The following is a 22,996-nucleotide window of genomic DNA, read 5'->3' on the forward strand; positions in this document are numbered from 1 at the left end:
GAGCTGCTGAAGCTCTGATCGTGCCATCACGACGAGGCTTGGGGGGCGTTCGTGTCGGGTGCAGTGCTGAACATCGTGATCGGGCTTGTCACGAGCATTGTCAGCGGCGGATCCGTATGGGTTTGGAAACGGGCGAGCAGTGCCCGCCTCCTGCATCAGAAACAGGCGTTCCTCGGCCTGCGTCCTGGCGTGCCGTGCGTCATCATCTTGAACAGTCACTGGCAGATGCCCGCTGTCACCGACCACAGCGACGTGTACGCGATCATCGAGCTTGCGATGCTCGCCGAGGAGGCTGGGTGCCCGTTCTCCCTTGTCGCGGCTGACGCGCGTGAACTCAACGGGGATCGCACCGAGCTCAGCATCGGCGGACTGGGATCGAACCAGCGAAACGTCGAGTACGTGGCCTCGCACCTGCCGGGTGTGAAGGTCGACCCGGACGGTGACTTCACCGTGGGCGAGCAGCGGTTCCTGCACGACTACGGGCGGAGAGACCATGCTCTGGTCGCGAAGTTCACCCCTCCTCAGTCCACACAGCCAGTCCTGGTCGTCATGGGGCAGTCGTCAATCGCGAACCAGGCGGCGGTGTACCTGATCAAGCGCGACTACCGTCGTCTGTCGAAGACAGTCGCATCGCTCGATCGGTTCTGTCTCATGCTGCGGGTCGACTCGGCAGACACCTATGGCTACCAGGCGGTCGAACTGGCTGCTGACCTGTCTGCAGTTGCCTTCTAGAGACGCCGGCGCCGACAAGACACTCGCTGCCTCGTCAGGAACCCGCAGCCCTCGGCAGCATCGCGGCCAGCAGGTGGCAGGCGGGCATCTTCGCGCGCTCTGCACCCTCCGCCCGTCTGTTGAGCGCCGCCAACCTCCAAGATCACCTGGACTTTGAAACGCCCCTGCCGGAAGGGGCGACCGGCCCGAGGGCGTGAGGTGAAGGCATGCCCCCGGCCGGACCGCGCGGGCGTGCTCCTCCCCTGTCGCAACGCCGGCCGCCCGCGGTCAGGGTTCCTGACAGCGGGCGGCGCGGATGTCGTCCAGGCTGACGACGTCAGTAGCGGTCCCAGTAGGGGGCACGGTAGTGGTTGCCGTACCTCCACTGGTCCCAGCTGTAGTAGCTGTAGTAGCGGTCGTCGCGGCAGTGGTTGCGGTGACGCCAGCGGTCGTAGCGGTCGTCGTAGCGGTCGTCGTCGCGGTCCCGTCGCCAGTCACCGGCGTGGCGGTGCCCGTAGGCGTGGTGGTTGCCCGTGTGGAACGAGGGCGCCACTGCCGTCACAGAGGCAGCCGCCGGGGCAGCGGCTGCCTCCATCGAGAGAGGCGCCATGACAGCGGCGGCCGCCAAAAGCGTGCCCGCTACTGCCTTAGCAATGGTCTTCACCTGATCTCCTTTCAAACATCAGGGCCGGTTTCGCCCTAGTGCTGAGCCTGACGCTACATGAAATAACTCGGAATTCGTTGCGGCCGATTCCCCGTCAATCCGCCGACCGTCCGGGCGAGATATCGAAAACGGCAGCTCAGCGGTATTTTCGTGCCCTTTGCGGAAATGTGTGCCACCCCCTGGAAAAGGCACCCACCCAGGTGAACTTCCGGGCTCGCCAGGCCGGTTCGCAAGCGGGCGACAATTTGAGTCCGTCGTTGTGAATACGCCGCTTGAATTGCCCTGCGTTTTCCGGAGTCCTGCGTTGATAAAGTGCGCGGCGATCTGATGCCGAAGCCGATCAGGCGAGTTTCGGTGCCGCCCCGACTTTCATGGAGTGCATTTCTCGCTGAAAGATGCCTGCCGACCATCCGCGGGCGGCAGGCCACGCCGGGCTCCTGCGTGTCGCCTTCCCCCGGGTGCACGACGGCCGCGCAGGGGCGAGGGTCGCCGGGGCACCTCCCGGGCGGTGCGGCGCGCTTTCCGGCACAGGGGGGATGAGGGTCCAGGGCCGCCAGCCGGGGCTCCCGAAGGGGAACTTCGGCGGCGGTGTGCATCGGCGCGCCCTCCAGTGGAGGGCAACCGGGGCCCACCGGGGCCCACCGCTGCCCTCATGGCACTGCCCGCGGCCGGCTGCGGCCGCTGATTCCCGGACGGGACCGTTCTCGACGCCTCGGCGCGGGCAAGCGGTCGGGGCAAGGAGCCGGCCGGCCCGCCGGCGCCGCCCTCGCATCTGTGCCCACCGTCGACCCGGCGGAGCAGCGGCGGCCGCAACACGCAGCATGGGGCGCACAGTTGAGCCCAGAGTCAAGAAATGGAACAGACACGCACTTCTGAACGAATGTCGGAAATAGACGGTTTGCACTGACCGTGCACTTTCGGCTAGCGTCCACGCCCTCTGGACGAATCGTCCAGAAACTCCGGACGGCGGGGTTGGCGCATGCCTGCGTGTGCCCCATGGCCCGGCCGCCCAGGGTGACAGCGTCCGTCCGGGATCCGTGCGACGCCGTCGCGCCCGGCCTACGGCTCCTGCGATGGCGCCGCCTGGCCCGGCTCCTGTTTCGCATACATCCCTTCATTCATGAAAGGCTTCCTGATGAACAACGACTGGCTTGACGCCGAGACCGCCGAGCTACTGCCCAGCCGCGAGGCGCTGGGCAAGTTCTCGTTCAACTTCGCCAGGACGACGACCGTCTCGAAGAAGATCACGCACGTGGACGCCCACAACGAGTCGATGGCGGTGAACCAGTACTCGCCGTTCGCGGTCGCCCAGTCCCAGGCCTCCCAGACCATCAGCGTTCGGCAGTAGCACGACCCCTGGCGCAGGGGCAGGCCCCCGGGCGTGCCCCTGCGTCGCCGCAGGGATCGAGGCTCACACAGCATGCCGGGTGATGAACACGGCCGACGGCTGGTGTCCGTGCAGGTACCGGACGGTCAAGGCCTGCCGCCGGTACCAGGGTCCTTACGACGCCTGGCAGTCGGGGGGAGACACACCTTGGCGAGCCGATCCTCGAACGCCGGGCGGACGGCGGACCCGGCGACATCCACCAGCAGACGCCAGGCAGTGAACCGGCCCCCGCACAGGCCCTTTCCCCCAGCTTCCGGCAGCGGCATGAACAGGTGGGATCCAGTGAGCAGTCCTCACCCCGCAGCACTGCGCGCCCGCGCAGAGCAACTGGTCTCCGAAGGGCACCCGGCGAAGGAGGTGGCACGGCAACTGGGCATCTCCCCGCAGACCGTCTACCGCTGGCGGCGCTCCCGTGTGTCCGGGTCGGACCTGGCACAGGCCCGCACCCGCATCGACGAACTGGAGCAGGAAGTCCTCCTGTGCCGCGAAGTCATCGCCACGATGCGGCAGATGATGCCCCCAAAAGACGTTACGAGGTGATCCACCGCATGGCGTCACAGGTTTTCCCGGCACGCAGGATCGTTGCACTCCTCGACGTCTCGGAGTCCGGATACTACGCCTGGCGCGCACGCGCCCCCTCCCCACGAGCACTGCGCCGGGCCTGGCTGACCCGCCTGATCCTCGACATCCACCACGAGTCCGGTTCCACCTACGGATACCGCAGGGTGAGGCAGGAACTCGGCCACCGCTACGGCATCGACGTCAGCCACAACACTGTGGAGCTCATCATGAAGGGGGCCGGAATCCGCGGCAGAGCAGGACGGCTGCACGAACAGGCCCCGTGGGAAGGCGCCCGCACACCCAGCCGGCGCTGGACCGTCGACGTGCTCGCCTTCACCACACTCCTGGGCCCCCTGTACACGGCCGTCGTCCTCGACACCGCATCTCGCTGCCTGATCGGCTGGAGCACCGCCGAGACAGCACACCGCGGCCTCGTCCACCACGCCCTCATGGCCGCCATCACCCGTGCCGCCCATGCCGAACCGGCCGCCGGGACCGCGCACGACAGCCTGCTGGCCTGCTCCTTCACCGAGCGGGCCGGCTCGCTCAAATGCGCGCCCCTCTTCGGAACAGTGGGGGACTGGTACGACCACGCGGTCGTCGGGTCCTTCTGGGACACCATCCACCGCGAACTGCACGGCCCGTCCCCCTGGCCGGACACTCACTCCCTCGAGAACCGGCTCGGCGAGACCTTCGACCGCTTCACCCGGCAGGCCTGAGCCGCCGGCCCAGCCAGCCCACCCACACCAAGGCGGATCAATTGGAAACGACACCACCTCTGCCGGCCATCGGCGGCGTCAGACCCGACACTCACGCAGGGCAGGACTCCTCGACCGCCCACACCCACCGACTGCGCCTGTACGGCGCCCTGGACAAGGTATGCGTTCCCCTCGCTGCCGCTGACGTCCAGGCCGTCTTCCAACTGGCCGAACTCGACTGCGTCACCGTGCACACCGTCATCGACTGGCTCAACACGGCACGAACGCTTCCACCGCTTCCGCGCTCGAAGTGACGGGACCCGACGCGCGACCGGAACGTTCGCCTTCCCTACCCGGTGCCGTTCGCCTGTAGCAACGACTCGACGAGGACGGCCACATGCCGACGGTCGGTCGGGCTCAGTTTGTGCACGCTCGCGATGAGGATCGCCACCTCGGGATCCGCGGCCTCGGGCGCGTCCTCGAGGTACAGGTTGACGCCCGCGGCCTCGGCGGCGGCTCTCTGCACTGGCGCCACCGGGATGCCCAATCCCTTGGCCAAGCCCTCCAGAGTGGTCTGCTGAGGCATCTGCGCCAGCCGCGCCGATGTCGCCAGATGGTGGACCGTCGAGCGGGAGATGCCACCGCGGCGCGCTACTTCGCTGTAGGACCACCCGTTCTGGTCCAACTTGTGCTTGATCATTTCCTGCAGTGTGTTGGGCACGCCGGTTCTTCCTGTGGAGAGGGAGTGACCGCCTGTCGATGAGTCTAACGGCCCTACCGCCGGGGCGTTCTGCACCTTCTTTTTCACCGGCGCCCTTCGCTACGGTGCCCCGCGACTGCAAGCCGTGGTCGACACCCGTGGACCAGCTCAGCCTGCACCGTGAACGAAGAGCACATCCGCCAGGGCGAGTCCCGTACCGCGAGCCGCGCCTCCGCCCGTGCCATGGCCTCGAGCACACGGCCGGTCGGCGCCCTCACATGCGTGCCGCCCGCCCCACCCACGGCCAGCTCCACGCAAAAGACCCGCCGCCGCGGCATCCGCGGCCGCTCGTCGATCGACACGGCGCAACTCGAGCCCGGGCTCGGGCGCTGACCGACGAGCACATCCCCGGCCGCACGCGAACGGCCCAGCGGCTTGGCGCCACCACGCACGCGATCACAGGGGCCCAGCCGGGCGTGCAGGAGACAGAATTCGTTGCCGTCCGGGTCGGCCAGGGCCTGCCAGTTCTCGGTGCCACTCCGGCCGACGTCGGCGGGCCCGGCGCCGAGCGCGAGCCGCCGCTCCGACTCGGCGTCCTGGTCACGGTCGGTGGCGTTGACGTCGATGGGCAGGCCGAGCTGCCCGGGCCGTGGGTCGCTGCCTGGGTGGAGGACGAGCGTGAGCTGCGGCCGCCGAAACCGGCGTCGGGCGGCCCGATCTCGATGCCTGCGTCGCCCTTGCGGCCGAGTTCGACGTAACCGAGGACCTCGCTCCGGAACGCGGAGGGCCGCTCGGCGTCGGCGGCTTGGAGGACCAGCTCACCGAGGCGGGACGCCCTGTGCGTCAGTGTGCCTGGCCGACCCTGGAGTTGATCGCTGCTGCCCGCGGGAGGCCGACGTGCCGCTCGATCGCATTTCCGGCTGGAGGAGTTCACCTACGACGTCGGCACCATCAGGCTCCACCCGTGCTGGGCCGCATGGGCGGCGAGGCGCTGGACGGCGGAGGTGTCCTCGGCGTGGAATGCCAGGCGTTCGGCCCCGGGCGAGGCAGTCGTGCCGCTCGGCGAGGACCCCGGCCGCCCCGAGCACCGCGCACCGCCCCTGCGGTGGGCCCGTGCCCCCGTCCTCTGCGACGCGCCGCCGTAGGCCGCATGCACGGCGAGCCGGAGCCGTTGAAGTGATGTGCCGGCTGAAGTCGGCAGTTTGCCCCGCCCTTGCGGTGGCGAGCCCGATGCGGCCCGAGCGCGCCCGACGACTGCACTCCCCGCAGCCGGGGTGGCCTCTTGCGGCCTCGGCAGCCATCGTCTTCCGTGCAGCGGTCTCGCGTGAGGACCCGGGGCTGCAGGGGGCGACCGGCGGTGCGACGCGTGCTCAGCAGGATTCGGGGTTGTCGGGGTTCGCGGCGGCGGGGGTGAGGGGCCCGTTGGCCGTAACGATGGAGGTGAGCGGGTAGAGCATGCCGCTGGTACCGCCCAGGGTGAAAAGAGGGGTGTCGTCCTCTTGGCGCTGACCGTGGTAGTGCCAGGTCTGACCAAGGCGGTCGGTGTGGCCGAGGGCGAGGTCGTAGATGCGGCCCCCCAGGCAGAAGGGTTCGGTGGTCCTCTGCGCCGCCTCCTCCAGGAGGCGGGGCACGGCGTCCGCGGTGAGACGGACCTCCACACCGTCGAGGTGCCCGGTGGCGGTCTGGGCCCATCCGCTGCGGTGGGTCGGCGCGTTCAGGGGTGCACCGATCGCGGTCAGCCAGTACTCCCAGTCGCCCAGCGACATGGCGTGGATGTGGACGGTGACACGTTCATGATCCGAGGTGATCTGCGTGACCTCGAGCCGGCCCGCGTTCTCGGCCCGCAGCCTGGCCGCTGTGGCGGCGGCCGGGGGCTGCGCCTGCTCCCCTTCGGCCGTGCGCGATTCCTGGGCGCCGGTGCCGTGTCCGGTGACCGGTCCGAACTCGGGGGCCCGCTGGGCGGGGGCCGGGTCGGCCGGGGCGGGTCTGCCGACCGGGGCGTCGCACGAGTCGGGCACGTGCGCGCTCGTGGGGGCAGTCTCGGACACGCAGAGGATGTGCAGCGGGCGGGGTGTCTCGGGTGCGCCGGGTGTGCCCTCCCCGGCGCGGGGCGCGGTGATCGCCTCCCACAGGACCGGGGCGCCCGGTGCCGGATGCGCAGCGGTCTCGGTGACCGCGGCGTCGCCGGGTTCCGCCTCCGGCAGACTGTGCTGCGTCCGGTTCTGTTCCCGGAGTCGTGTGAGGGTGTCGGCCCCGCCGGGCTCCACCAGGCGGCCCTGTGCGTTCAGTTCGGCGATGAAGGCGTGGACGAGTTGGCTGAGTCGCGCGGTGAGTTCCTGCTCGACGTCCGTGCCCTTGCCGTAGGCGATGGTCATGCCACAGCTCCCACGTAGGCCTTGCGGAGGGAGTCGAGCGCGCGCCATTGGAGCGTTTTGACGGCAGCGTCGGTGGTGCCCATGGTGCGGGCGGTCTCGCGGACGGACATCTCACCCAGGAACCGCAGCCGGATGACGACCTGCTGACGGGGGGTGATCTCGGACAGGGCGTGATGCAGGTCGTCGAGCGCGAGCCAGGAAAGAACGGTGTCCTCGGGGTTGCTCACCGAAGGGGCCCAGGCGTCTCCCACCTGGGTGATCTGGTCGACGAAGGTGAGGCGGCGTGTCGTGGCGGTCTTGAAGTGGTCGACGACCACATTGCGTGCGATGGTGCACAGCCAGGCGCGGATCGACGTACCGTTCCATGTGAAGGTGGTGATCTTGGCCCATGCCTTCACGAAGACGTCTGCGGTGAGGTCCTCGGCCAGGGCGGCATTCGATCTGACGCGCTGGCCGATGAGCGCGGCGATAACGCCGTGGTGCATCCGGTACAGCTCGGCGAACGCCTCGCGATCGCCCTGCTGGGCACGGGTGATGAGGGCCGGTTCCCCCGTGGCGCTGCCGTCGAAGGCAGCGGCGTGAGCCTGAGTGGTCAAGGTTGCTCCCGATCGTGCGTGGACAGAAGTCAGGTGGGGCTCGTGGCAGAACTGAGGTGGTGGTGCGAAGACCGCCTCCGGGCCGCGGACCCGGGGCCAGGACCGGGCCGGTTCTCAGCCGGCCGCGTGCCGGTCCCGGTCCCCGTGCCGCAAGCGGCGCCGGTCCTGGGCAAGCACACGCTGCCGTTGCGGAAGGCTGCTGCGCTGCATGGTCTGCGGGTCGTCGTAGACGAGCGCGTCGAGCCGGACACTGTAGGCGTCGCGCAGCGTCCAGAGTGTGGCCAGGCTCGGCTGTTTCGTTCCGGTCGCGAGCCGGTGGAGCGTCGACCTGCTGATACCGGTGCGCTGCGCCATGTCGGCGACACTTTCGTCACCGAGCTCCCTGGCCTTTACCAGGAGCGTGGCCATGTGGAGGCGAAGCATGGTCAAAAGACCCCCTCAGCAACGTGCAGCCGTGTGGCTAACCCACACGAGCGCAACATATGCAAGTTGCCAGGCATGAGTGACGCAAGAGTATTTTGATTCGCACACAGATACGAGATTTGGGATGTGGCCTGCAGAAATGCCGATCTAGGTTTTGACCTGCAAAAGTGCACGCGTGCAACTAGCGTGTGCCGACTTGCCTGCGCGCTACCCTCCGAGGCATGCGGAGTGCGAAAGATTCCCCCCACGAAAGCCGGGCCAAGCGGCAGGCTCAGGCTCAGCGGGTCGCCGCGTATCTCACAAGATCTGCGACGGCAGCCGGATACGACGTCCGCCGACGGCAGGGCGGCCGGGCGCAACTGGCGGCTGCGACCGGTCTGAGCCTGACGACCATCAGCCGGACTCTGGACGGCAAAACCTTGCCGCTGCCCTCGCAATTGACGACGTGGGCGACGGTCCTCAACCTTGATCATCGGAGGATTCTGGTGGAGAGCGGTCTCATTCCTGAGCAGCGAGGGTCTCAATCACCACGACGGGCACCGAACTCGACGACGCTCTCGCCGGACGAGGCCATGACCGCGTGGAGAATCACCGATCCCATCATCCGCAGGACACTGAACGGGAGCATCGTTCACGCGATCGAACTCCAAGCGGAGATCGATGCGGCCCAGGATCCAGGGCCGTTGCAGGAAAACAAGCGCACCTGGCGCACACGCAGATGACACCGCTCCCGCCAGGATCCCTTTCCGTGGATCACCGTATGCCGGTCGTCCCGGCATGAGCCGACTGCCCGAGGAGGGATGTCACCGGCCGGCCTGGCATCGCGGCACGAGCGGGCCGGTGGGCGTCATCCGCTCCAGCCTCTGCCGCCGGCCAACGCTGCGGCCGGGCCGGCGCGGCGACCCGTCCGGACCATGGCCAGGTCGCCGCGCACCGCATTCACCGACAGCACCACCGGACCTGCGGCCGCGGGAAATCGAGCACATGCACGCCCGCCAGGTCCGTCCACTCGGCAATGCCTCTCCCGCTAAGCTCGGCGGCACCTTCCCGAAATCCAGTGCCTGCACCACGGCTCACGGTCGCGGGAAGTGCGAGGGATATCGTCCTGCAGTGCCGGCATCCAGCGGGTCGAAAAGGTCACGCCGAGAGGGGTAGCAGGTGCTTGTCGTACAAGGAGCCCCCATGACTGCTGTCGTGCGCAGCAGCACCGGCGAGGCGGTGGTTCTGCTTTCCGGCGACTCGCTCCCGCAGGTACCGGAGACGACGTTCACCGACATGATCAAGGCTGCTGCCGCCGTTCTCAGCGCCGCAGAACTCCAGAACCTCAACAACGCCGTTCCCACGCTCGGCACAGGCCCGCCGGATTTCCATGTCCGCGTCGACGGAAAGGAGTTGACGGTCTACAGACTGGCTGTCAGCTGAGTTCCGCCTGCAGGTGACAAACGCGATTCATCTCCCCGTTGTCGAGCGGTAACCGGTCCTGCGCGGCGAAGCTCGCCCTGGGCGACCGGGCCGTATCCACCCAACGCAGGTCCCCCGGGGCTTGGTGCCGGGGCTTGGTGCCGTGGAACGCCCTTTGCGGGCCGCAGAGTGGCGAAACCGCCCACGCCCGGGGCCCGCTGAACAAGACCGGATCAACCGGCGCAGGACACTGCGCCGATGCGCCGGCCCGGCGGCGGCCGCTTGCGCGCAGGCCGCCCACGGACGCGCGCGAACACCACCCGGTCAATGGGCAGAAGCCGCCGGACATCCGTTGGCGAGGACGACGCCGTTCCTGCCGTCATGTGGCACACGCCCGCACGCCCGCACGCCCGCACTCCCGCACGCCCGCACGCCCGCACGCCCGCACGCCCGCACGCCCGCACGCCCGCACGCCCGCACGCCGGTTGATGCATGCCCATGTGACCGTGCCCGGTGCGCCGCCCGCCCCCACCCGGGTCCAGGACTGCGCCGTGCCGCGCCCGGCCGTCCCGATCGCCGGCTGCACGCCCCCGCCCCGCGTCCGACCGGCACGGCGGCCGGTGGCCCGATGCGCGCAGCAGCGCCGCGCCGTCGCAGTCGGCCCTGGTGATGCCGCGCAAGTGAACGGCAGTGCGACTTTGAACGAATGTCGGATTTGAAGTGTTTGCACTTTTCCTTCGGTTTCGGCTACTGTCCGGGATCTCCGGACGAATTGTTCGGAGACTTTGGACGGCGGGCGGCTGTCTCACAGTTCCGCCGCGCCCCGACTCCGCAGCCGGGTTTCCGCATGACCCGGCTGCGAAGGAAGGGACCTCTCGCCGTCCACCGATCCTGCGGCGCGGCCGTGCAGACAACCTGCTGCTCGCTCACCGTCAGCCGGAACGCACCGGCAGGCCGAAACGAGGCCGGACAGCGGCCCAACGGCATGTTGGGCCGTAACGCACCCGAACTCGTTTTGTTCACACACCACTTGAAGGATGAAAGGAGTCTTTTCATGAACATGGACCAGCTCGAGGCCGAGACCGCACAACTGCTGCCGGGTCGTGAGGCGCTCGGCAAGTTCTCGTTCAACTTCGCCAAGATGACCACCGTCACGAAGAAGGTGGCGCACGTGGACGCGCACAACGAATCGGCCGCGCTGAACCAGTGCTCGCCGTACGCGGTCGCCCAGTCCGAGGCCACGCAGAGCATCAGCGTGCAGCAGTAACGCGGACCGGGCAGGGCCGGGTCGGCAACGGACCTGGCCCTGCCCGGGTCACCTGGCAGCTCCCCACCGCGCCAGGCCCGCTTCTTCCTCATGGTGCATCAAGAGACGTCGCTGCCAACGCAGTTGGCACATGGACGCCGCGAGTATGCTTCCGGCCCGCTCGGCCTCGGTGGCCGAGCCGTCTGCGTCGGGACCGTTCTCCTCGCACCACACCTCACCTCACCGCGCACCCGCCGCCCGTGACCGCCCCCATGCGGTCGTGCCCTCTTGGGCGGCTGCCGGGATGCAACGACACCCCCACCGGCATCCGCTGCACACCGCGCACATGTGTCGAACCGTCAGATGCGCCCAGGAGAAGACCATGCCGGCGTCCGAAGACAACAGAAGCCTCACCACGCTGCAGGCCCACGCTCCACACCCCGGACATTCCCCCGGGCAGACGGCCGCCACGCTCGCGTCCGGTCCCCTCGCACACCCGGCACCCGCCATGACGGCCGGCACCCCGGCGTCCCCGAGCGCCGCGCCCGTCCCGCAAACGAGCCACGGTCTACAGGCCCTTGGTGAATACAAGGGGTCGGGCTTCACCGAGCGCCGATACATCGTCCGTCGCGGCGACGGACAAGTGATCCAGCTGTCGCGCCTGCTGTACCTCGTCGTCAGCAGCGTCGACGGCGTCCGGGACGCCGAGGCGATCTCCCACCGGGTCAGTGGCCGCTACGGGGCCGAAGTCACCACGGAGAACATCATCTACCTGGTGGAGCACAAGCTCACCCCGCTCGGGATCACCGTCCCCTTCGGAGACCACCCCGGCGAGGTCTTTGCTCCCCGCTCCGATCTGCTGCTTGCCCTGCGCGGCCACAAAGTGATCTTCCATGAGGGGCACGTGGCCCGCATCGCCGCCGCGCTCGCATGGCTGCACCGGCCTCTGGTGGTGGTGCTGACGCTGGCGGGCGCCGTCGTCATGGACGCCTGGCTCTTCGCCGTCCACGGAGCCATGACGCCCGTGCTGCAGGTGCTCGAACAGCCGCTGTGGATGCTCATCATCTTCGCGCTGACCGTGGCCTCCCTCCTCTTCCACGAGTTCGGGCACGCCTCGGCCTGCCGGTACGGCGGAGCAGTGCCCGGGAAGATCGGATGCGGCATCTTCCTGATCTGGCCATCCATGTACACGGACGTCACCGACGTGTACCGGATCGGGAAAGCCGGCCGCCTGCGCACCGGGCTGGGCGGCGTCTACTTCAACGTCATCTTCATGCTGGCCCTCACCGCAGCCTCCCTGCTCACCGGCCAGTCCTTCCTTCTCGCCGCGGTGTACCTCGCGCACTTCGAAGTCCTCGAGCAGCTCGTACCGGCGGTGCGGCTGGACGGCTACTACATCCTGGGCGACCTGGCCGGCGTCCCGGACCTGTACGGCAAGGTCAAGCCGATCCTGCTGAGCTTGCTGCCCGGGCACCACCGGGCCGCCGCGCAGGTGGCGGACCTCAAACGCTCCGCACGAACCATCGTGACAGTGTGGGTGCTGACCATGGTCCCACTGCTGCTCGCCGAAGCGGCGTACGCCCTGTGGAACCTGCCGCGCCTGCTGGCCACTGCGGCGCGCGGCCTGCACGACCAATGCCTGGGAACGATCGCGGCGTTCGCCGACGGGCACATGGCGGCCGGGCTGGTCGGAGTGATCGGCACACTCATGCTGCTGTGCCCGATGGCGGGAGGCGCCTACCTCGCCGCCCGGCTGACAGCCCGCCTTTGGCGTGCTGCCGCGAGGGCGAGTGCAGGAAGGCCGGTAGTGCGTCTGGCGCTGGCCGCCGCGGCCGCCGCGGGCTGCGCCGTCCTCGCCACGGCCTGGGTGCAGGGCCTGACCCCCCAACCGCTTCCGGAAGCGGCCCCGGTCACCCCCGTCCTGCAACCGGGCAAACCCGCACCGCACACCCCGTACCCCACCCCCACACACCCCACTGCGACGCACCCGGCCGCCCGCCACTCCGTCGGCGCCACGCCCGGGCAGATTCGCCCTGCGCAAGTCCCCCACCCCACCGCAAGCGGCCGGCACACCCCCGCGGCCACACCGTCCGCCGCATCCCCGGCGGCCCCGCCGCCCGGCACCGGCTCACCGGGCCCCACGCCGTCGGCCGGCACCACGCCCACCAGCCCCGCTCCCAGCGTGTCCACGAGTCAGACCCCCACCGAATCCCCCTCCCACTCCCCCTCGCCATCGCCCTCGCAGCCGCCCCCCACCTCGCCCTCGCCCTCGGCGACCGCGCCATCGATCCCGAACCATTCCTGACACCACGCACCACCGCACCCTTTGCAGGAGAAGACCATGCACCATCGCAAGCCACGCACTCCCAGGGCCACCCAGACGGCCGTCCGTCTCGGCGTCGCCGTCACGGCCGGCCTGGCCATGACGGCCGTCACCACCGCGGCGCGCGCCACCCCCGGCCATTCCGGCATCTCCCACGACGTCGCCATCGCTGTCGACGCCGCGCTCAGCCACGCAGACAGGACTCACGTGAACCAGTTCGACCAATCCTTCGTCATCCACGAATACGGCCCCTCCGTCGCCGTGACGGCCAACAACCGGGCCACCGCGGTCTCGGCAGGATGCTCCCTGGACGCCCCCTGCCGTTCCGTCGCGCTCTCCTACCAGATCGTCACCACGGCCGGCCGGAACGCACGCCTGATCAACGCCACCAACATCAGCAGGTCCGTCAACGAACACTGCCCGGCGTGCCAAACTGTCTCCGCCGCCTACCAATTCGTCGTGGCCACACCCCGGCAGTTCAGCCTGAGCCGCCAGGCGCACAGCGAACTGAGCAGCATCAACCGCCAGGTGGACGCCCTGAGGGCGTCCCGCCTGCCGATCGACCAGATCACGCGTCAGGCCGACGCGCTCGCCCGGCAGGTCAAAGCCGTCCTCGACCGTGAGGCGGCACGCGCACCGCGCACCAGTGGCGGCAACGACCCCTTGGCCGACTTCATGCCGACCGTGACGATGCACCGCTACGTCCGCTGACCTGCTCCCCGGGCCCGGCCCCGCGGCCGGGGCCGGGCTGATCCAGATCTTCACCCAGTCGGGACGCACCACCGAGGTCAAGCAACGCGTCTTCCAGGCCATCGCCGAGTGGCTGGAGCCCCTCGGCATCGGCGGTGCGGACATCTTCATCGGCATTGTGGAAAACGGCCCCCAGGACTGGTCGTTCGGCTTCGGGCGCGCCCAGTACACCGAGGGCGCCCTGCCCGTTCCGGGCCGCTGACACCATCCGCCCGGTACCGGCCGCAGGCATGTTCCTGGCCCCAGCCCTGTGGGGGCCGCCGTGGAACTTTCCGACCTGCGGATCTTCCAGGCCGTCGCGCGCACGCACGGCATCACCAGGGCCGCTCAGGAACTGCACACCGTGCAGTCGAACGTCAGCGCACGCATCCACGCGCTGGAGAAGCAGCTGGGGGCCGAGCTGTTCCGCCGGCACGCCCGGGGCGTGGCGCTGACCAACGCGGGCGAGCAACTGCTTCCGTATGCCGGGCGCATCAGCGGGCTCGTCGACGAGGCTCAGCACGTGTTCGGCACGAGGCCGATCCGTGCGGTCCGCTGCGGATCGGGTCCATGGAGACCACGGCGGGCCTGCGCCTTCCCACGGTGCCGGCGGCCTTCGCCGAGGACCGTCCCCGCGTCGACTTCTCGCTGCTCACCGGGCCGACCGAACAACTGGTCCGCGACGTCCTCGAGTATCGGCTCGACGGCGCGCTGGTCAACGGCCCGCTGCGGCAGCCCGAACGCGCCGTCCTGCCCGGTCTTCTGGATCGCCCACTTGGCCGGAGGGCTCCCGCCGGGCAAGGACCATGTCCACCAAGCGGTGTTCATCGTTCTGTCGCTCGCCGGGCTGCTGCTGCCCGTCCGCGCCTTCTTCCCCCGCGCGACGACCGCCGCCCGACCTGGGCATTGCGCTTGTTCGGTGATCGCGACAGGACGAGCACTCGTATTGCTTCTTCTCGCCTACCCGGCCAGCACCGACACGTTCGTCGCGCTGCGACTGCCACCGATGAGCGACCGCGACAAGCACGTGGAGATTCACGTCCTGCGCCACCAGATCATGATCCTCGAGCAGCAGCTCGGAGCAGACCGGGTGAAGTTCGCCGCCTGCCGCCACGAACTCCTGGACCGCACCGACATCCAACGAGCGCCACCGGCACGCCCTCCGCCAGTTCGAGGCACACCACAACGCCCACCGGCCCCGTCGAGCGAGGAACCAGGCAGCACCACTACGCTCGGTCCCCGAACCAATCACCGATCCCGGGCGCATCTCCCACCTGGACAAAGCGGGAGCCCAGCGTGCGCCCTGGGCCGTGCAGCCGCCGATGTGGGCACCTGCGTCGCTGTCGAGGCAGGCGGTCGTGGCCTGGAGTGAGATCCTCGCCCCCGGGGTGAACGGCGTGGTGGTCGTGGCGTAGCCGGCTGCGGCGATGTCGGCCTGGACCGCTGCGCCGGTCGTGTCGGAGGAGTAGCCCTCGACCATGGCGCCCTCGTAGAAGGTGCCCGCGCTCGCGTTCGTGTTGGTCTGGCAGCAGTCGCCACCGCTGCCGAGGATGATGGCGCCCTGCTTGTGCATCGGGTCGTATCCGCCGGGCAGTGAGCCGCTGTAGAGCCTGGTCAGGCTCCCGGACTGGGCGTTGGCGGCGTTGAGCGCCATCTGGGTGGTGCCGTTGTTCTTGAGCATGGCGGTGACGAAGTGGCTGGTCTGGGGGACCTGGTTCGCGTTCCACGTCTTGCTGCCGCCGGAGAACAGGCCGTTCTCCAGGTCCGCCTGCACCCAGGGCCCGGTTCCGCTGAACCACCGAGCCAGCGCTCCGTGCCGAAGTTGATCGCGTCTATGGCGCCGTTGCCGTCGGGCGGACCACGGTGGTTCGGTGGGCTGGCCGTCGGCGTGCGCAGGCGGATCGACCCGCGAGTAGGCGGGAAACTCCCGCCACAGGGAGCGGGCGTGGCCGATCTGCACCACCTTGACGATGCCGAACTCGACCACCCGCAGGGCCCCGGGGTACTTCTGGGCGCCGGCGGGGTCCCAGTCGATTCCGGCCCTGTCCGGTCAGCTGCAACGCGTGACCGTCTTCCCAGGCCAGGAAAAGCAGACCGGCCGCCGGATCGAGATGCATGTTGCCGAGCGTCATATAGAACTGATTACCGGTGTAGTCCGGCCAGACGATTTTGCGCGGGCTGACAACCGTGACGGATCCCGGCATGCCGCCGCGGTGCGAGGAGTCGACGCCGTGCCCGGGCGGAAAATGGCGATGCAGAACGTGTCGGCGCCATCGATCCACCGCTGCTGGTCTTCACCTAGCTCTTCATCGGTCACGGCCGGTCCGGCGCCGCCGGGTACGGTCTCCTTGACGGTGCGTGTCTGAAGGTACTTCGGGCAGTTGCCCAGCACCTGCCCGGTCCGCATGACGAGGCGGTTCCCGCCGCGCCTGACGACTCCGTTCATCCGGATCCGACGTCTTGTCTGCGGCTGGAGGGCGAGCACACCGATGTCCCGTTCGGTGCGGAAGGCCTCGCTGAGCGGATCACCGGGCGCGGGCAACGCGTCGAATGACGACGGTCCGTTCGTCCACCGCTTCGGCGAAACCGGTCGGCCCGTCGACGATGGTCGACCAGATCGCACCCTCATCGTCGGCCCCGGCGATGACGAGCATGCGATGACGAGCATGCGCTGGTCCCGGATGAACGGGACGAACCCCTGGGATTGCACGCCTCCGACGTGGTGACGGTGCACGTCCGCTGATCCACCAGCCCGGCCGCGGACAGTCGGTACAACCACTGTCCGCGGCCGCGAAGTTCCGTGCCTCGTTGCGAAGTGATCCTCCGGCATGTGCATGAGGGCTGCTCTACTGGTTCATGGAGTCGCCCGAATCGTGGTCAGTGCACTGATCCGCGGGTGGTCGTGGTCAGGTCCAGTTCCAGTTCTGGGGCGCGTCCCCGTGTCGTCCGTCCGGGGAGGTCGGGGAGTAGTAGTCCCAGACCAGCACGGGGTCCCCGTTCTGCGACGGGTCGGTGCCGCCGTAGTTCTTGGCGTCCATGAAGTCGAAGCTGCCGCCGGAGTCGGAACCGCTCTGCAGGCGCGCCCACCCATCGTAGTCACCGGAGAGCTGGTACCAGACCTGGTTCGCCTCAGGCTGCCCGTTGTTGGTGATGCAGTGCCACAGCTGGACCAGGTGTCCCTTGTAGTCGTTGGGGATGTTGTGGTACGTGCCACCGCTGATGTCCATGTCCAGGCACAGACCGCTGCGCTGGTTGGTGATGGTGAACGCGGGTACGCCACTGGGCGTACTGACAGGGTGGAAGATCCACCCCTGCTGCGCCTGGCCGTTGCAGACCCACATCTGCACCTTGTCACCGTCCTTCCACGGATCCTGGTGCGGGTCGCCGGGCGCGTACGCGGCGTCCAGGCACATGTTGCCGGCGAAGGGTGTGTGAAGCTGCCAGTTCCCCGGGCTCGCGTGGGCCGTCCCCATGCCCACGTCGACCATGACCAGCGCTGCCATCGCCGCCACGGCACTGAGCTTGACGGACTTCTTCATGGTTTCCCCCTGTTTCGGACAAGATCCCGTGATGCAAGTAAGGCGAGTGGTCGTTCGCCCGGCATCGGATGGACACGGCAGAACCTACGGCGGACGAAGAGGGTGCGAAGGACGCCGTTGCACAGTGAGGCGGTCCCTCCGGTGCCAGACCGCACAGTGAGCCCCTTTGTCCGCCTGGCAGAGCCCCGGATACGCTCCGGCCGAACGGATTCGGCTGTCTCTCGAGGGAGTGACATGCACGGACATGATCTGCGTTCGGACACGGCGGCAACTGGACGGGCCCGACGGGCCGAGGACGTGCTGGACATGCAGCGCGCAGCCCGGAAGGGCGGGACCGCGCTGCTGCTCCGCTGGCTGGCCGGCCGTACCGGGGCCGTCGTCCTCCTGGTGAACCGCTCGGGCGCCGCCGCCTCCCCGCCCCCGCTGCCCCTCGGCAGGGCCGAGCACGATCTCGTACTGCACGGGATCCGGGAGGCCACCGCGCGAGGGCTCAGGTCCGTGACCATCGACGAGCAAGACCTCACGTGCGTCGTCCTTCCCCTCGACGGCCCACCAGGCGTCCGCGCGCCCTTTCTCGCGGCCGTGGTGCCACGGCCGATGCCACCCGGTCTGCCGGTCCTGCTTGCGGATGCCGCATCCGGCCTGAGCCTGTGCTGGCAGCTGGAGTACACCCGGCAGCAGCAGCGCCGGGTCCGGGACGCCGATGCGCGGATCCGGGAAGCCGTCGTGCACCTGCTGATGAACGGTCAGGTGACCACCGCACGCCAGGTCGCGGGGGCACTGCGGCCCGCACTGCCCGACGTGGTGCGGATGTACGTCATCGAGGGACCGCACAAGATACGCAGGGCGGTCGCGGACACGTGGGCCAAGGCGGTCGACCGCGCGTGGATCGTGCAGTGCCCCGTGTACGCCAACCACCTGGTGGTGCTCGCCCCGGCCGACCGCGAGACCCACGCCGGCATGCCTGCCGAGCCGGTCTGGCCTCGCTCCGTGGCGGAGACCTGCTGCATCGGAGTGAGTGACCCGGTGCCCTTACGCGACACCGCCATCAGCTACGCCCAGGCCTTCCACGCCCTGGCCGCGGCACGCCACCGCGCCGAAGGACGTGCCTCGTTCGCGGCCCACCCCGACCTGGCACTCATCATCGGGCCGGCCGCGGAAGCCTGGGCCGCGGTCTTCCTCGCGCCGCTGCGCGCCCACTGCGCACGTCGTTCGCAGGACCCGGACAGCAGGGAACTGCTGGCCACCGCCGCGTCATGGCTCAGTTTCTCCTCCCACGCGACGGCCCATCTGAAGATTCACCGCAACACCCTGACCGCACGTCTCTCACTCATACAGAAGCTGCTGGGCCTTGACCTGAACCGGCTCGCCGACCAGGCTGCACTGGCTCTCGCACTGCGTACGATCACGTCAGGCATCCCGCCCCGCCCGGAGCATCGCACGTCAGACGCCGGGGGGACGGCGCCCTCCTTCGACGAACTCCTCGCGCCACTCCACGTCGTGGCGTGGGCACAACGACAGTTCCGTCCCCTACGGACGCCGGGCGTCCCGATCTCCATCGCGCAAACGCTCACTACCTGGCTTCACCTCGATGCACGTATCGGCGCGACGGCCGCTGCACTGTCCGTCTCGACATCCGCGGTACGCAAACGGCTGGCACGGAGTGAAGCTCTGCTCCAACGCTCCCTGCTGCGTTCCCCGAGCGCCGTCCACGACCAGTGGCTCGCACAACGCGCCCTCGACCTGGCCGAGGGGAGTACCTAAAAGGGTGTTGCACAGGGCTCTGAGCTGGGCATCTCTTTGGTATGGCCGGGGTCTTACGTGCTGAGCGGGTGTGGGTGGAGACGTTCACGGCGCTGCGGATGACGCAGTTCTCGGGTCTGTTGAAGCTGGTGCGGGAGCGGGGTGGCAACGGCACGCTGCGGGGCCGGCCTTGGTCTTTGCCGTTGGGCGAGCGGTGCTGATGGTCGCGGTGTACTAGCGCACGAACCTGACCATGCGGCAGCTGGGCCCGCTGTTCGGTGTCTCCTCCTCCACGGTGTGCCGGGTCATCCAGCGGTGGGGACCGTTGTTCGCGCTCGAGCCCGTCTCCCGCTCGGCGGGTACCCCGGAACGGATGTGGATCGTGGACGGCACGCTCATCCCGGTCCGCGACCGAAGTACCGCGGCCTCCGGCCGTAACTACCGGTTCTCGGCGAACGTGCAGGTCATCGTGGACGCGGACACCAGGCTGGTGGTCACGGCAGCCCGACCGGTGCCGGGAACCACCGCGGACGCGCATGCCTGGCGCGCTTCCGGGCTCAGCCGGCACTGCCAGGGCGTGACCGTCCTCGGTGACGGCGCGGTCCAGGCCGTCGCCCACATGCACAACCTCGCCCTCGCCTCATGAGCAGACAACCCCACTCACGGGCCCAGACCTGCCCGGGCACGGCCTTGTTGTGCAACACCCTTTAGGCGTTTGTCAGCTGCGCGCAGAGGGCGTCGACCGTGTTGGTGGCACGAGCGAGCCCGAGGTGGTCGATGTAGTCCCGCGACTCGACGATCAGCCCGTCGCGGATTCGGAAGACGATGATGCCCGGCACGGCCCAGCCGGCGTCGCCACGGTAAGTGAACTCGCCGATGACCACCTCGGGGTCGGCAGTGCGGTGGACGCGTACGTCCTCGACGCGGAAGCCCGCCAAGCCGGTCAGCCCGGCCGCGGCGAAGTGCTGCCGGAGTGCTTCGCGGCTGAGCAGCGGGGTGTCGCCGAGCGGGGCCATCGGGTGTCGCACGTCGGTTTCTTCGGCGTAGAACTCGGCCAGCTTGTCGACCTGACCGCGGTCACCGTTCTGCAGCCGGCAGGCGCCGTCGAGCATGGCGCGGAACGTCTCTTCGGGGGTTCGCATCATGACCGCCCTTCTAACCGGAGTCTTCACTCCGACTATACGGAGTCGGCACTCCGGATCGCAAGGGTGGATCACGGGGCCTGCGGGAGCGAGGGATCCGGGGAGGGAAAATGGCTGGATGAGAAGCGACGCGCAGGCGAATCGGGACCGGGTGCTGGCCGCAGCCGAAGAGGTCTTCGGCGAGTGCGGCAAAGCCGGTTCGACCGAGGAGGTCGCGCGCCGGGCCGGCGTCGGGATCGGCACCGTGTTCCGGCACTTCCCGACCAAGCAGGTGCTGGTCGAGGCCACGATCGTGCGGCACCTCACCCTGCTCACCGACACAGCGCGGGCGCGAGGCGAGGGTGGCGAGGCCGGGATGGCTTTCCGGATGACGTTCCGGGAGATGGTCTCAGGCGCACCGGCGAAGCTCGCGCTCATCGGGCTGCTGGAGGAGTCCGCTGGTCCGGCGGGCGCCACTGATGAGGTGGAGGCTGCGGCCTCTGCGTTGCGGAACGCCGTCGAGGTGTTGCTGTCCCGGGGCCAGGAAGCCGGTGAGGTGCGCGCGGACGCAACGGTGGACGAGGTCTACGTGCTGATCAGGGCGCTGGCCAACGCTGGGGGTGACCGGGCTGTCGTGGACAGGGCGGTCGACATGGTGCTGGACGGACTGTCGCCGCGGCGTTCCGAGTAGCCACCCTGCGGCCTACGGATCACAGGGTTGGTACTGCGACGCCACTCCCCTGCCGAAACGGTTTCGTGATCGGGCCGGTGGTTGTTGTGTGGCGGATGTCGGTGTTGCCGTGTGATCGGCGGAGCAGGATCGGTTCCATGCCCGGTTCGCGAGTCGCTTTACGAGGTCGGAACCGCGTCGTCGGGCTCGGAGCACATGTCCGGGCTCGTTGCCGGGCTGGACCGTCTCCAGCTGACCCAGCGCTGTTCACGCCACCCCAGCCGGAGCCAGCGCAGCCGGAAACCGGAGCCACTTCTCCGCCGCCCCTGGCAATACCTTCCTGGGCACCCACTACAAGCGCATTGTCAAACGCCGCTGCCACAGACGGGCCCTGGTCGCCGTCGCCCGCTCGATCCTCGTCATCACCCGGCACCTGATCAACGATCCCGACACCGAGTTCCAGTGATCGTGTTACGAGCTCGATGGGAGAAGCCGCCGGTACGTCGTCCGAACCAGTCTGCTGGACGAGTCGAGCGTGTACGCGGGAACTTTGGGGGCCGCACCGGACAGGAAGCCCGGCCCGCCATTGTTCAGGATCGTCTTGCCGGATTTTCCCGCGGCGACCCAGTCGATCTCGACGGCGAAGGCACAAAAGCAGGTGGTGTTCTCCAGGGTGAGCTTGAACACCTCGGGATCGTTCGACGAGATCTTGTAGGGGAAGGTAACCGGTGGGTGCGCGCCCGCCTCCGCGATGATGGATGGATCGGTCTTGTCCAGATCGGTCGAGAATGGCCTGACGTCCACTCCCGACCCGCACCCCCCGTCCCCAACGGCGATTCCGGTGGTGGGAGGCGCCTTCCGCTGCACATCCAGCACCCGCATGCCCACCAGCAGCACTGCCTCTTTGGATGACGTCTGACTGGTGATGTCGACGGCTACCGGCCCCAGACGCCTCTGCCCCCTGTGCTGTCCCCTCTGGTAGTCGTCCGCCGTCTCCGCGTAGTAGTTGACGCTGGAGGCACACTGCTCCTCCGCCTGAATGTGCACGTCCGACGGGAGCTTCGCATTACCGGGATTCACCAGCCGCGGCACAGGGATCCCCTCCGGTTTGGCGGACGATCCCAGCGCGTACACCGTGTACGCGCCTCCCGCAGCCAAAACCAGCGCCAGTGCCGCGAACGCCCCCGTCGTCCGCCGCCGCCACCACTTGCGTGGCTGAGGCGTGGTCGGGGGCGCGCCGTAGTAGTGGATGTGCTGGACGCCCTCAGTCTGGAAGGGGCCTTGGAAAGTGTTGTCGCGGAACTCGAATTCGTCCTGCGCGCCGTACTGTCTGTTGCCGTCAGTCATGATGCGGCGCCGCGGTGGATGTGCTGGACGCCCTTGGCCTGGACCGGACCGCCGAAGGTGTTCTGGTGGAACTCGATGTGGTCCCCGCCGGGCTGACTGCCGGGTGCCGGGGCAAGGGATTGCAAGTGCGCCACCGCCTGCTCGAGATCGGCGGCGAAGCCAGCATCGGTCTCGTCGGCTTCCTCCAGCGCGAGCAGAACCCGCTGCCGGGTCCGGTCGCTGGGCAACTCGCGCCCGCTCGCCGCCTCCTCAGTCAGCCGGTGCAGCCCGGGGTCGTTGCCGAGTTTCCGGCTCACCAACTCGTGCAGGCGGTCCATCCCGGCGTCCAGCGCCCGGTCGACCTCCCCGTCAACCCGCCCGGCCATGCGCTGAGCCTTCCGGACAGCCCACGCGAACAGGTACCCGATCGCGATCTCGATACCCGTCACCACACCCCCACGGCTAGTGCTGACCCCACGTCAGACCGTACCGTCCAATGGGCGGCAAATCAGCCCGATCGGCCCGGAAACGCGCCCTGCAACGGGGTACGTTCGTCCGTACGCAACGGAGGAGAGAGGGCCGTACGCCGTGCAGGGTCCAGGATCCGATGCTCAATGTCGGCTGAGATTGCGCAGCGAATGCGCAAATCCGGGGTTCGGTTAGCAATGACCACGGTGCGTACGGTCGACCGGCTCACGGCAGCGTGATGAGGGCGATGCTCTCCGCCTGCGCGACGGCCAGCCGAGTGCCGTCGGGATGGAGGGCTGCAACGGGAGTGGGCAC

At 68.8% G+C, this 22,996-nt stretch carries 25 protein-coding genes and 4 pseudogenes; 17 read left to right on the forward strand and 12 right to left on the reverse strand.

Annotation, left to right across the window (positions count from 1 at the left end; all coding sequences use genetic code 11):
- The first annotated feature begins 63 nt into the window (after nucleotides 1-63).
- Nucleotides 64-732, forward strand: a complete 669-nt coding sequence (locus ACWGJ5_RS43565) for a hypothetical protein (protein ID WP_453315151.1) — start codon at nucleotides 64-66, stop codon at nucleotides 730-732.
- Nucleotides 733-1,048: 316 nt separating this feature from the next.
- Here the strand turns inward: ACWGJ5_RS43565 and ACWGJ5_RS43570 are convergent, their stop codons facing one another.
- The gene (locus ACWGJ5_RS43570) at nucleotides 1,049-1,375 is read right to left on the reverse strand and encodes a hypothetical protein (protein ID WP_453315152.1); all 327 of its coding nucleotides are present in this window, start codon (nucleotides 1,373-1,375) and stop codon (nucleotides 1,049-1,051) included.
- Between the two features lie 1,120 nt (nucleotides 1,376-2,495).
- Between ACWGJ5_RS43570 and ACWGJ5_RS43575 the strand changes: the two genes are divergently transcribed.
- The 4 genes from ACWGJ5_RS43575 to ACWGJ5_RS43590 all read left to right on the forward strand — a co-directional run bounded on the left by ACWGJ5_RS43575 (nucleotide 2,496) and on the right by ACWGJ5_RS43590 (nucleotide 4,335).
- Nucleotides 2,496-2,723 carry a hypothetical protein gene (locus ACWGJ5_RS43575; protein ID WP_453315153.1) on the forward strand — a complete coding sequence of 76 codons (228 nt, stop codon included), beginning with the start codon at nucleotides 2,496-2,498 and terminating at the stop codon, nucleotides 2,721-2,723.
- 321 nt (nucleotides 2,724-3,044) lie between these two features.
- The gene (locus ACWGJ5_RS43580; RefSeq protein WP_453315154.1) at nucleotides 3,045-3,302 is read left to right on the forward strand and encodes a helix-turn-helix domain-containing protein; all 258 of its coding nucleotides are present in this window, start codon (nucleotides 3,045-3,047) and stop codon (nucleotides 3,300-3,302) included.
- Between the two features lie 8 nt (nucleotides 3,303-3,310).
- Entirely contained in the window at nucleotides 3,311-4,042 is a 732-nt protein-coding gene (locus tag ACWGJ5_RS43585; RefSeq protein ID WP_453315155.1) for an IS3 family transposase, read from the forward strand.
- 41 nt (nucleotides 4,043-4,083) lie between these two features.
- Complete coding sequence (locus ACWGJ5_RS43590) at nucleotides 4,084-4,335, forward strand: hypothetical protein (protein WP_453315156.1); 252 nt, start codon at nucleotides 4,084-4,086, stop codon at nucleotides 4,333-4,335.
- A 35-nt stretch (nucleotides 4,336-4,370) separates the two neighbouring features.
- Here ACWGJ5_RS43590 and ACWGJ5_RS43595 read toward each other — a convergent pair whose 3' ends face one another.
- The 5 genes and pseudogenes from ACWGJ5_RS43595 to ACWGJ5_RS43615 form a co-directional block, all read right to left on the reverse strand.
- Nucleotides 4,371-4,721, reverse strand: coding sequence for a helix-turn-helix domain-containing protein (locus tag ACWGJ5_RS43595; protein WP_228620898.1), 351 nt, complete (start codon nucleotides 4,719-4,721; stop codon nucleotides 4,371-4,373).
- A 461-nt stretch (nucleotides 4,722-5,182) separates the two neighbouring features.
- Nucleotides 5,183-5,568 (reverse strand): annotated as a pseudogene (locus tag ACWGJ5_RS43600) (VOC family protein); the annotation flags it as partial.
- 523 nt (nucleotides 5,569-6,091) lie between these two features.
- Entirely contained in the window at nucleotides 6,092-7,096 is a 1,005-nt protein-coding gene (locus ACWGJ5_RS43605) for a BN159_2729 family protein (RefSeq protein ID WP_453315157.1), read from the reverse strand.
- Nucleotides 7,093-7,692: an RNA polymerase sigma factor gene (locus ACWGJ5_RS43610; RefSeq protein WP_453315158.1), complete on the reverse strand. Its 600-nt coding sequence runs from the start codon at nucleotides 7,690-7,692 to the stop codon at nucleotides 7,093-7,095. Before ACWGJ5_RS43610 ends, ACWGJ5_RS43605 begins: the two co-directional genes overlap by 4 nt.
- 114 nt (nucleotides 7,693-7,806) lie before the next feature.
- Entirely contained in the window at nucleotides 7,807-8,100 is a 294-nt protein-coding gene (locus tag ACWGJ5_RS43615; protein ID WP_228620895.1) for a helix-turn-helix domain-containing protein, read from the reverse strand.
- A gap of 236 nt (nucleotides 8,101-8,336) precedes the next feature.
- On the opposite strand from ACWGJ5_RS43615, the gene ACWGJ5_RS43620 reads away from it, so the two are divergent.
- The 8 genes and pseudogenes from ACWGJ5_RS43620 (at nucleotide 8,337) to ACWGJ5_RS43655 (ending at nucleotide 15,206) form a co-directional block, all read left to right on the forward strand.
- Nucleotides 8,337-8,837 carry a transcriptional regulator gene (locus ACWGJ5_RS43620; RefSeq protein ID WP_453315159.1) on the forward strand — a complete coding sequence of 167 codons (501 nt, stop codon included), beginning with the start codon at nucleotides 8,337-8,339 and terminating at the stop codon, nucleotides 8,835-8,837.
- 460 nt (nucleotides 8,838-9,297) lie between these two features.
- Entirely contained in the window at nucleotides 9,298-9,537 is a 240-nt protein-coding gene (locus tag ACWGJ5_RS43625; RefSeq protein WP_453315160.1) for a hypothetical protein, read from the forward strand.
- Nucleotides 9,538-10,570: 1,033 nt separating this feature from the next.
- A complete protein-coding gene (locus tag ACWGJ5_RS43630) occupies nucleotides 10,571-10,783 on the forward strand; it encodes a hypothetical protein (protein WP_228620892.1) in 213 nt (70 codons plus the stop codon).
- 622 nt (nucleotides 10,784-11,405) lie between these two features.
- Nucleotides 11,406-13,067 (forward strand): hypothetical protein, encoded by a 1,662-nt coding sequence (locus tag ACWGJ5_RS43635; RefSeq protein WP_453315161.1) that lies wholly within the window; start codon nucleotides 11,406-11,408, stop codon nucleotides 13,065-13,067.
- A gap of 36 nt (nucleotides 13,068-13,103) precedes the next feature.
- Complete coding sequence (locus tag ACWGJ5_RS43640; protein WP_453315162.1) at nucleotides 13,104-13,796, forward strand: hypothetical protein; 693 nt, start codon at nucleotides 13,104-13,106, stop codon at nucleotides 13,794-13,796.
- A 46-nt stretch (nucleotides 13,797-13,842) separates the two neighbouring features.
- Nucleotides 13,843-14,037, forward strand: a complete 195-nt coding sequence (locus tag ACWGJ5_RS43645) for a tautomerase family protein (RefSeq protein WP_453315172.1) — start codon at nucleotides 13,843-13,845, stop codon at nucleotides 14,035-14,037.
- 60 nt (nucleotides 14,038-14,097) lie between these two features.
- Nucleotides 14,098-14,223, forward strand: a pseudogene (locus tag ACWGJ5_RS43650) (LysR family transcriptional regulator); the annotation flags it as partial.
- A gap of 161 nt (nucleotides 14,224-14,384) precedes the next feature.
- Nucleotides 14,385-15,206 (forward strand): LysR substrate-binding domain-containing protein, encoded by an 822-nt coding sequence (locus tag ACWGJ5_RS43655; RefSeq protein ID WP_453315173.1) that lies wholly within the window; start codon nucleotides 14,385-14,387, stop codon nucleotides 15,204-15,206.
- Between the two features lie 19 nt (nucleotides 15,207-15,225).
- Here the strand turns inward: ACWGJ5_RS43655 and ACWGJ5_RS43660 are convergent.
- A pseudogene (locus ACWGJ5_RS43660) lies at nucleotides 15,226-15,665 on the reverse strand (arabinofuranosidase catalytic domain-containing protein); the annotation flags it as partial.
- 212 nt (nucleotides 15,666-15,877) lie between these two features.
- Between ACWGJ5_RS43660 and ACWGJ5_RS43665 the strand changes: the two are divergent.
- Nucleotides 15,878-16,180, forward strand: coding sequence for a hypothetical protein (locus ACWGJ5_RS43665; RefSeq protein WP_453315163.1), 303 nt, complete (start codon nucleotides 15,878-15,880; stop codon nucleotides 16,178-16,180).
- A gap of 159 nt (nucleotides 16,181-16,339) precedes the next feature.
- Here the strand turns inward: ACWGJ5_RS43665 and ACWGJ5_RS43670 are convergent, their stop codons facing one another.
- Together ACWGJ5_RS43670 and ACWGJ5_RS43675 are read right to left on the reverse strand one after the other, a co-directional pair.
- Nucleotides 16,340-16,468: a hypothetical protein gene (locus ACWGJ5_RS43670; protein WP_453315164.1), complete on the reverse strand. Its 129-nt coding sequence runs from the start codon at nucleotides 16,466-16,468 to the stop codon at nucleotides 16,340-16,342.
- A gap of 252 nt (nucleotides 16,469-16,720) precedes the next feature.
- Entirely contained in the window at nucleotides 16,721-17,353 is a 633-nt protein-coding gene (locus tag ACWGJ5_RS43675; RefSeq protein WP_453315165.1) for an RICIN domain-containing protein, read from the reverse strand.
- A 234-nt stretch (nucleotides 17,354-17,587) separates the two neighbouring features.
- On the opposite strand from ACWGJ5_RS43675, the gene ACWGJ5_RS43680 reads away from it, so the two are divergent.
- The gene (locus ACWGJ5_RS43680; protein ID WP_453315166.1) at nucleotides 17,588-19,117 is read left to right on the forward strand and encodes a helix-turn-helix domain-containing protein; all 1,530 of its coding nucleotides are present in this window, start codon (nucleotides 17,588-17,590) and stop codon (nucleotides 19,115-19,117) included.
- Between the two features lie 41 nt (nucleotides 19,118-19,158).
- Nucleotides 19,159-19,697: pseudogene (locus ACWGJ5_RS43685) on the forward strand (transposase family protein); the annotation flags it as partial.
- Between the two features lie 106 nt (nucleotides 19,698-19,803).
- Here the strand turns inward: ACWGJ5_RS43685 and ACWGJ5_RS43690 are convergent.
- Nucleotides 19,804-20,241, reverse strand: coding sequence for a nuclear transport factor 2 family protein (locus ACWGJ5_RS43690; protein WP_453315167.1), 438 nt, complete (start codon nucleotides 20,239-20,241; stop codon nucleotides 19,804-19,806).
- 115 nt (nucleotides 20,242-20,356) lie between these two features.
- On the opposite strand from ACWGJ5_RS43690, the gene ACWGJ5_RS43695 reads away from it, so the two are divergent.
- Entirely contained in the window at nucleotides 20,357-20,908 is a 552-nt protein-coding gene (locus tag ACWGJ5_RS43695) for a TetR/AcrR family transcriptional regulator (protein ID WP_453315168.1), read from the forward strand.
- A gap of 450 nt (nucleotides 20,909-21,358) precedes the next feature.
- Here ACWGJ5_RS43695 and ACWGJ5_RS43700 read toward each other — a convergent pair whose 3' ends face one another.
- Both ACWGJ5_RS43700 and ACWGJ5_RS43705 read right to left on the reverse strand, forming a co-directional pair.
- Nucleotides 21,359-22,234, reverse strand: coding sequence for a hypothetical protein (locus ACWGJ5_RS43700; RefSeq protein ID WP_453315169.1), 876 nt, complete (start codon nucleotides 22,232-22,234; stop codon nucleotides 21,359-21,361).
- Nucleotides 22,231-22,599, reverse strand: coding sequence for a hypothetical protein (locus tag ACWGJ5_RS43705; RefSeq protein ID WP_453315170.1), 369 nt, complete (start codon nucleotides 22,597-22,599; stop codon nucleotides 22,231-22,233). The genes ACWGJ5_RS43700 and ACWGJ5_RS43705 overlap by 4 nt, the downstream gene beginning before the upstream one ends.
- Nucleotides 22,600-22,996: the final 397 nt, after the last annotated feature.

The organism is Streptomyces sp. NPDC054783 (assembly GCF_053611725.1).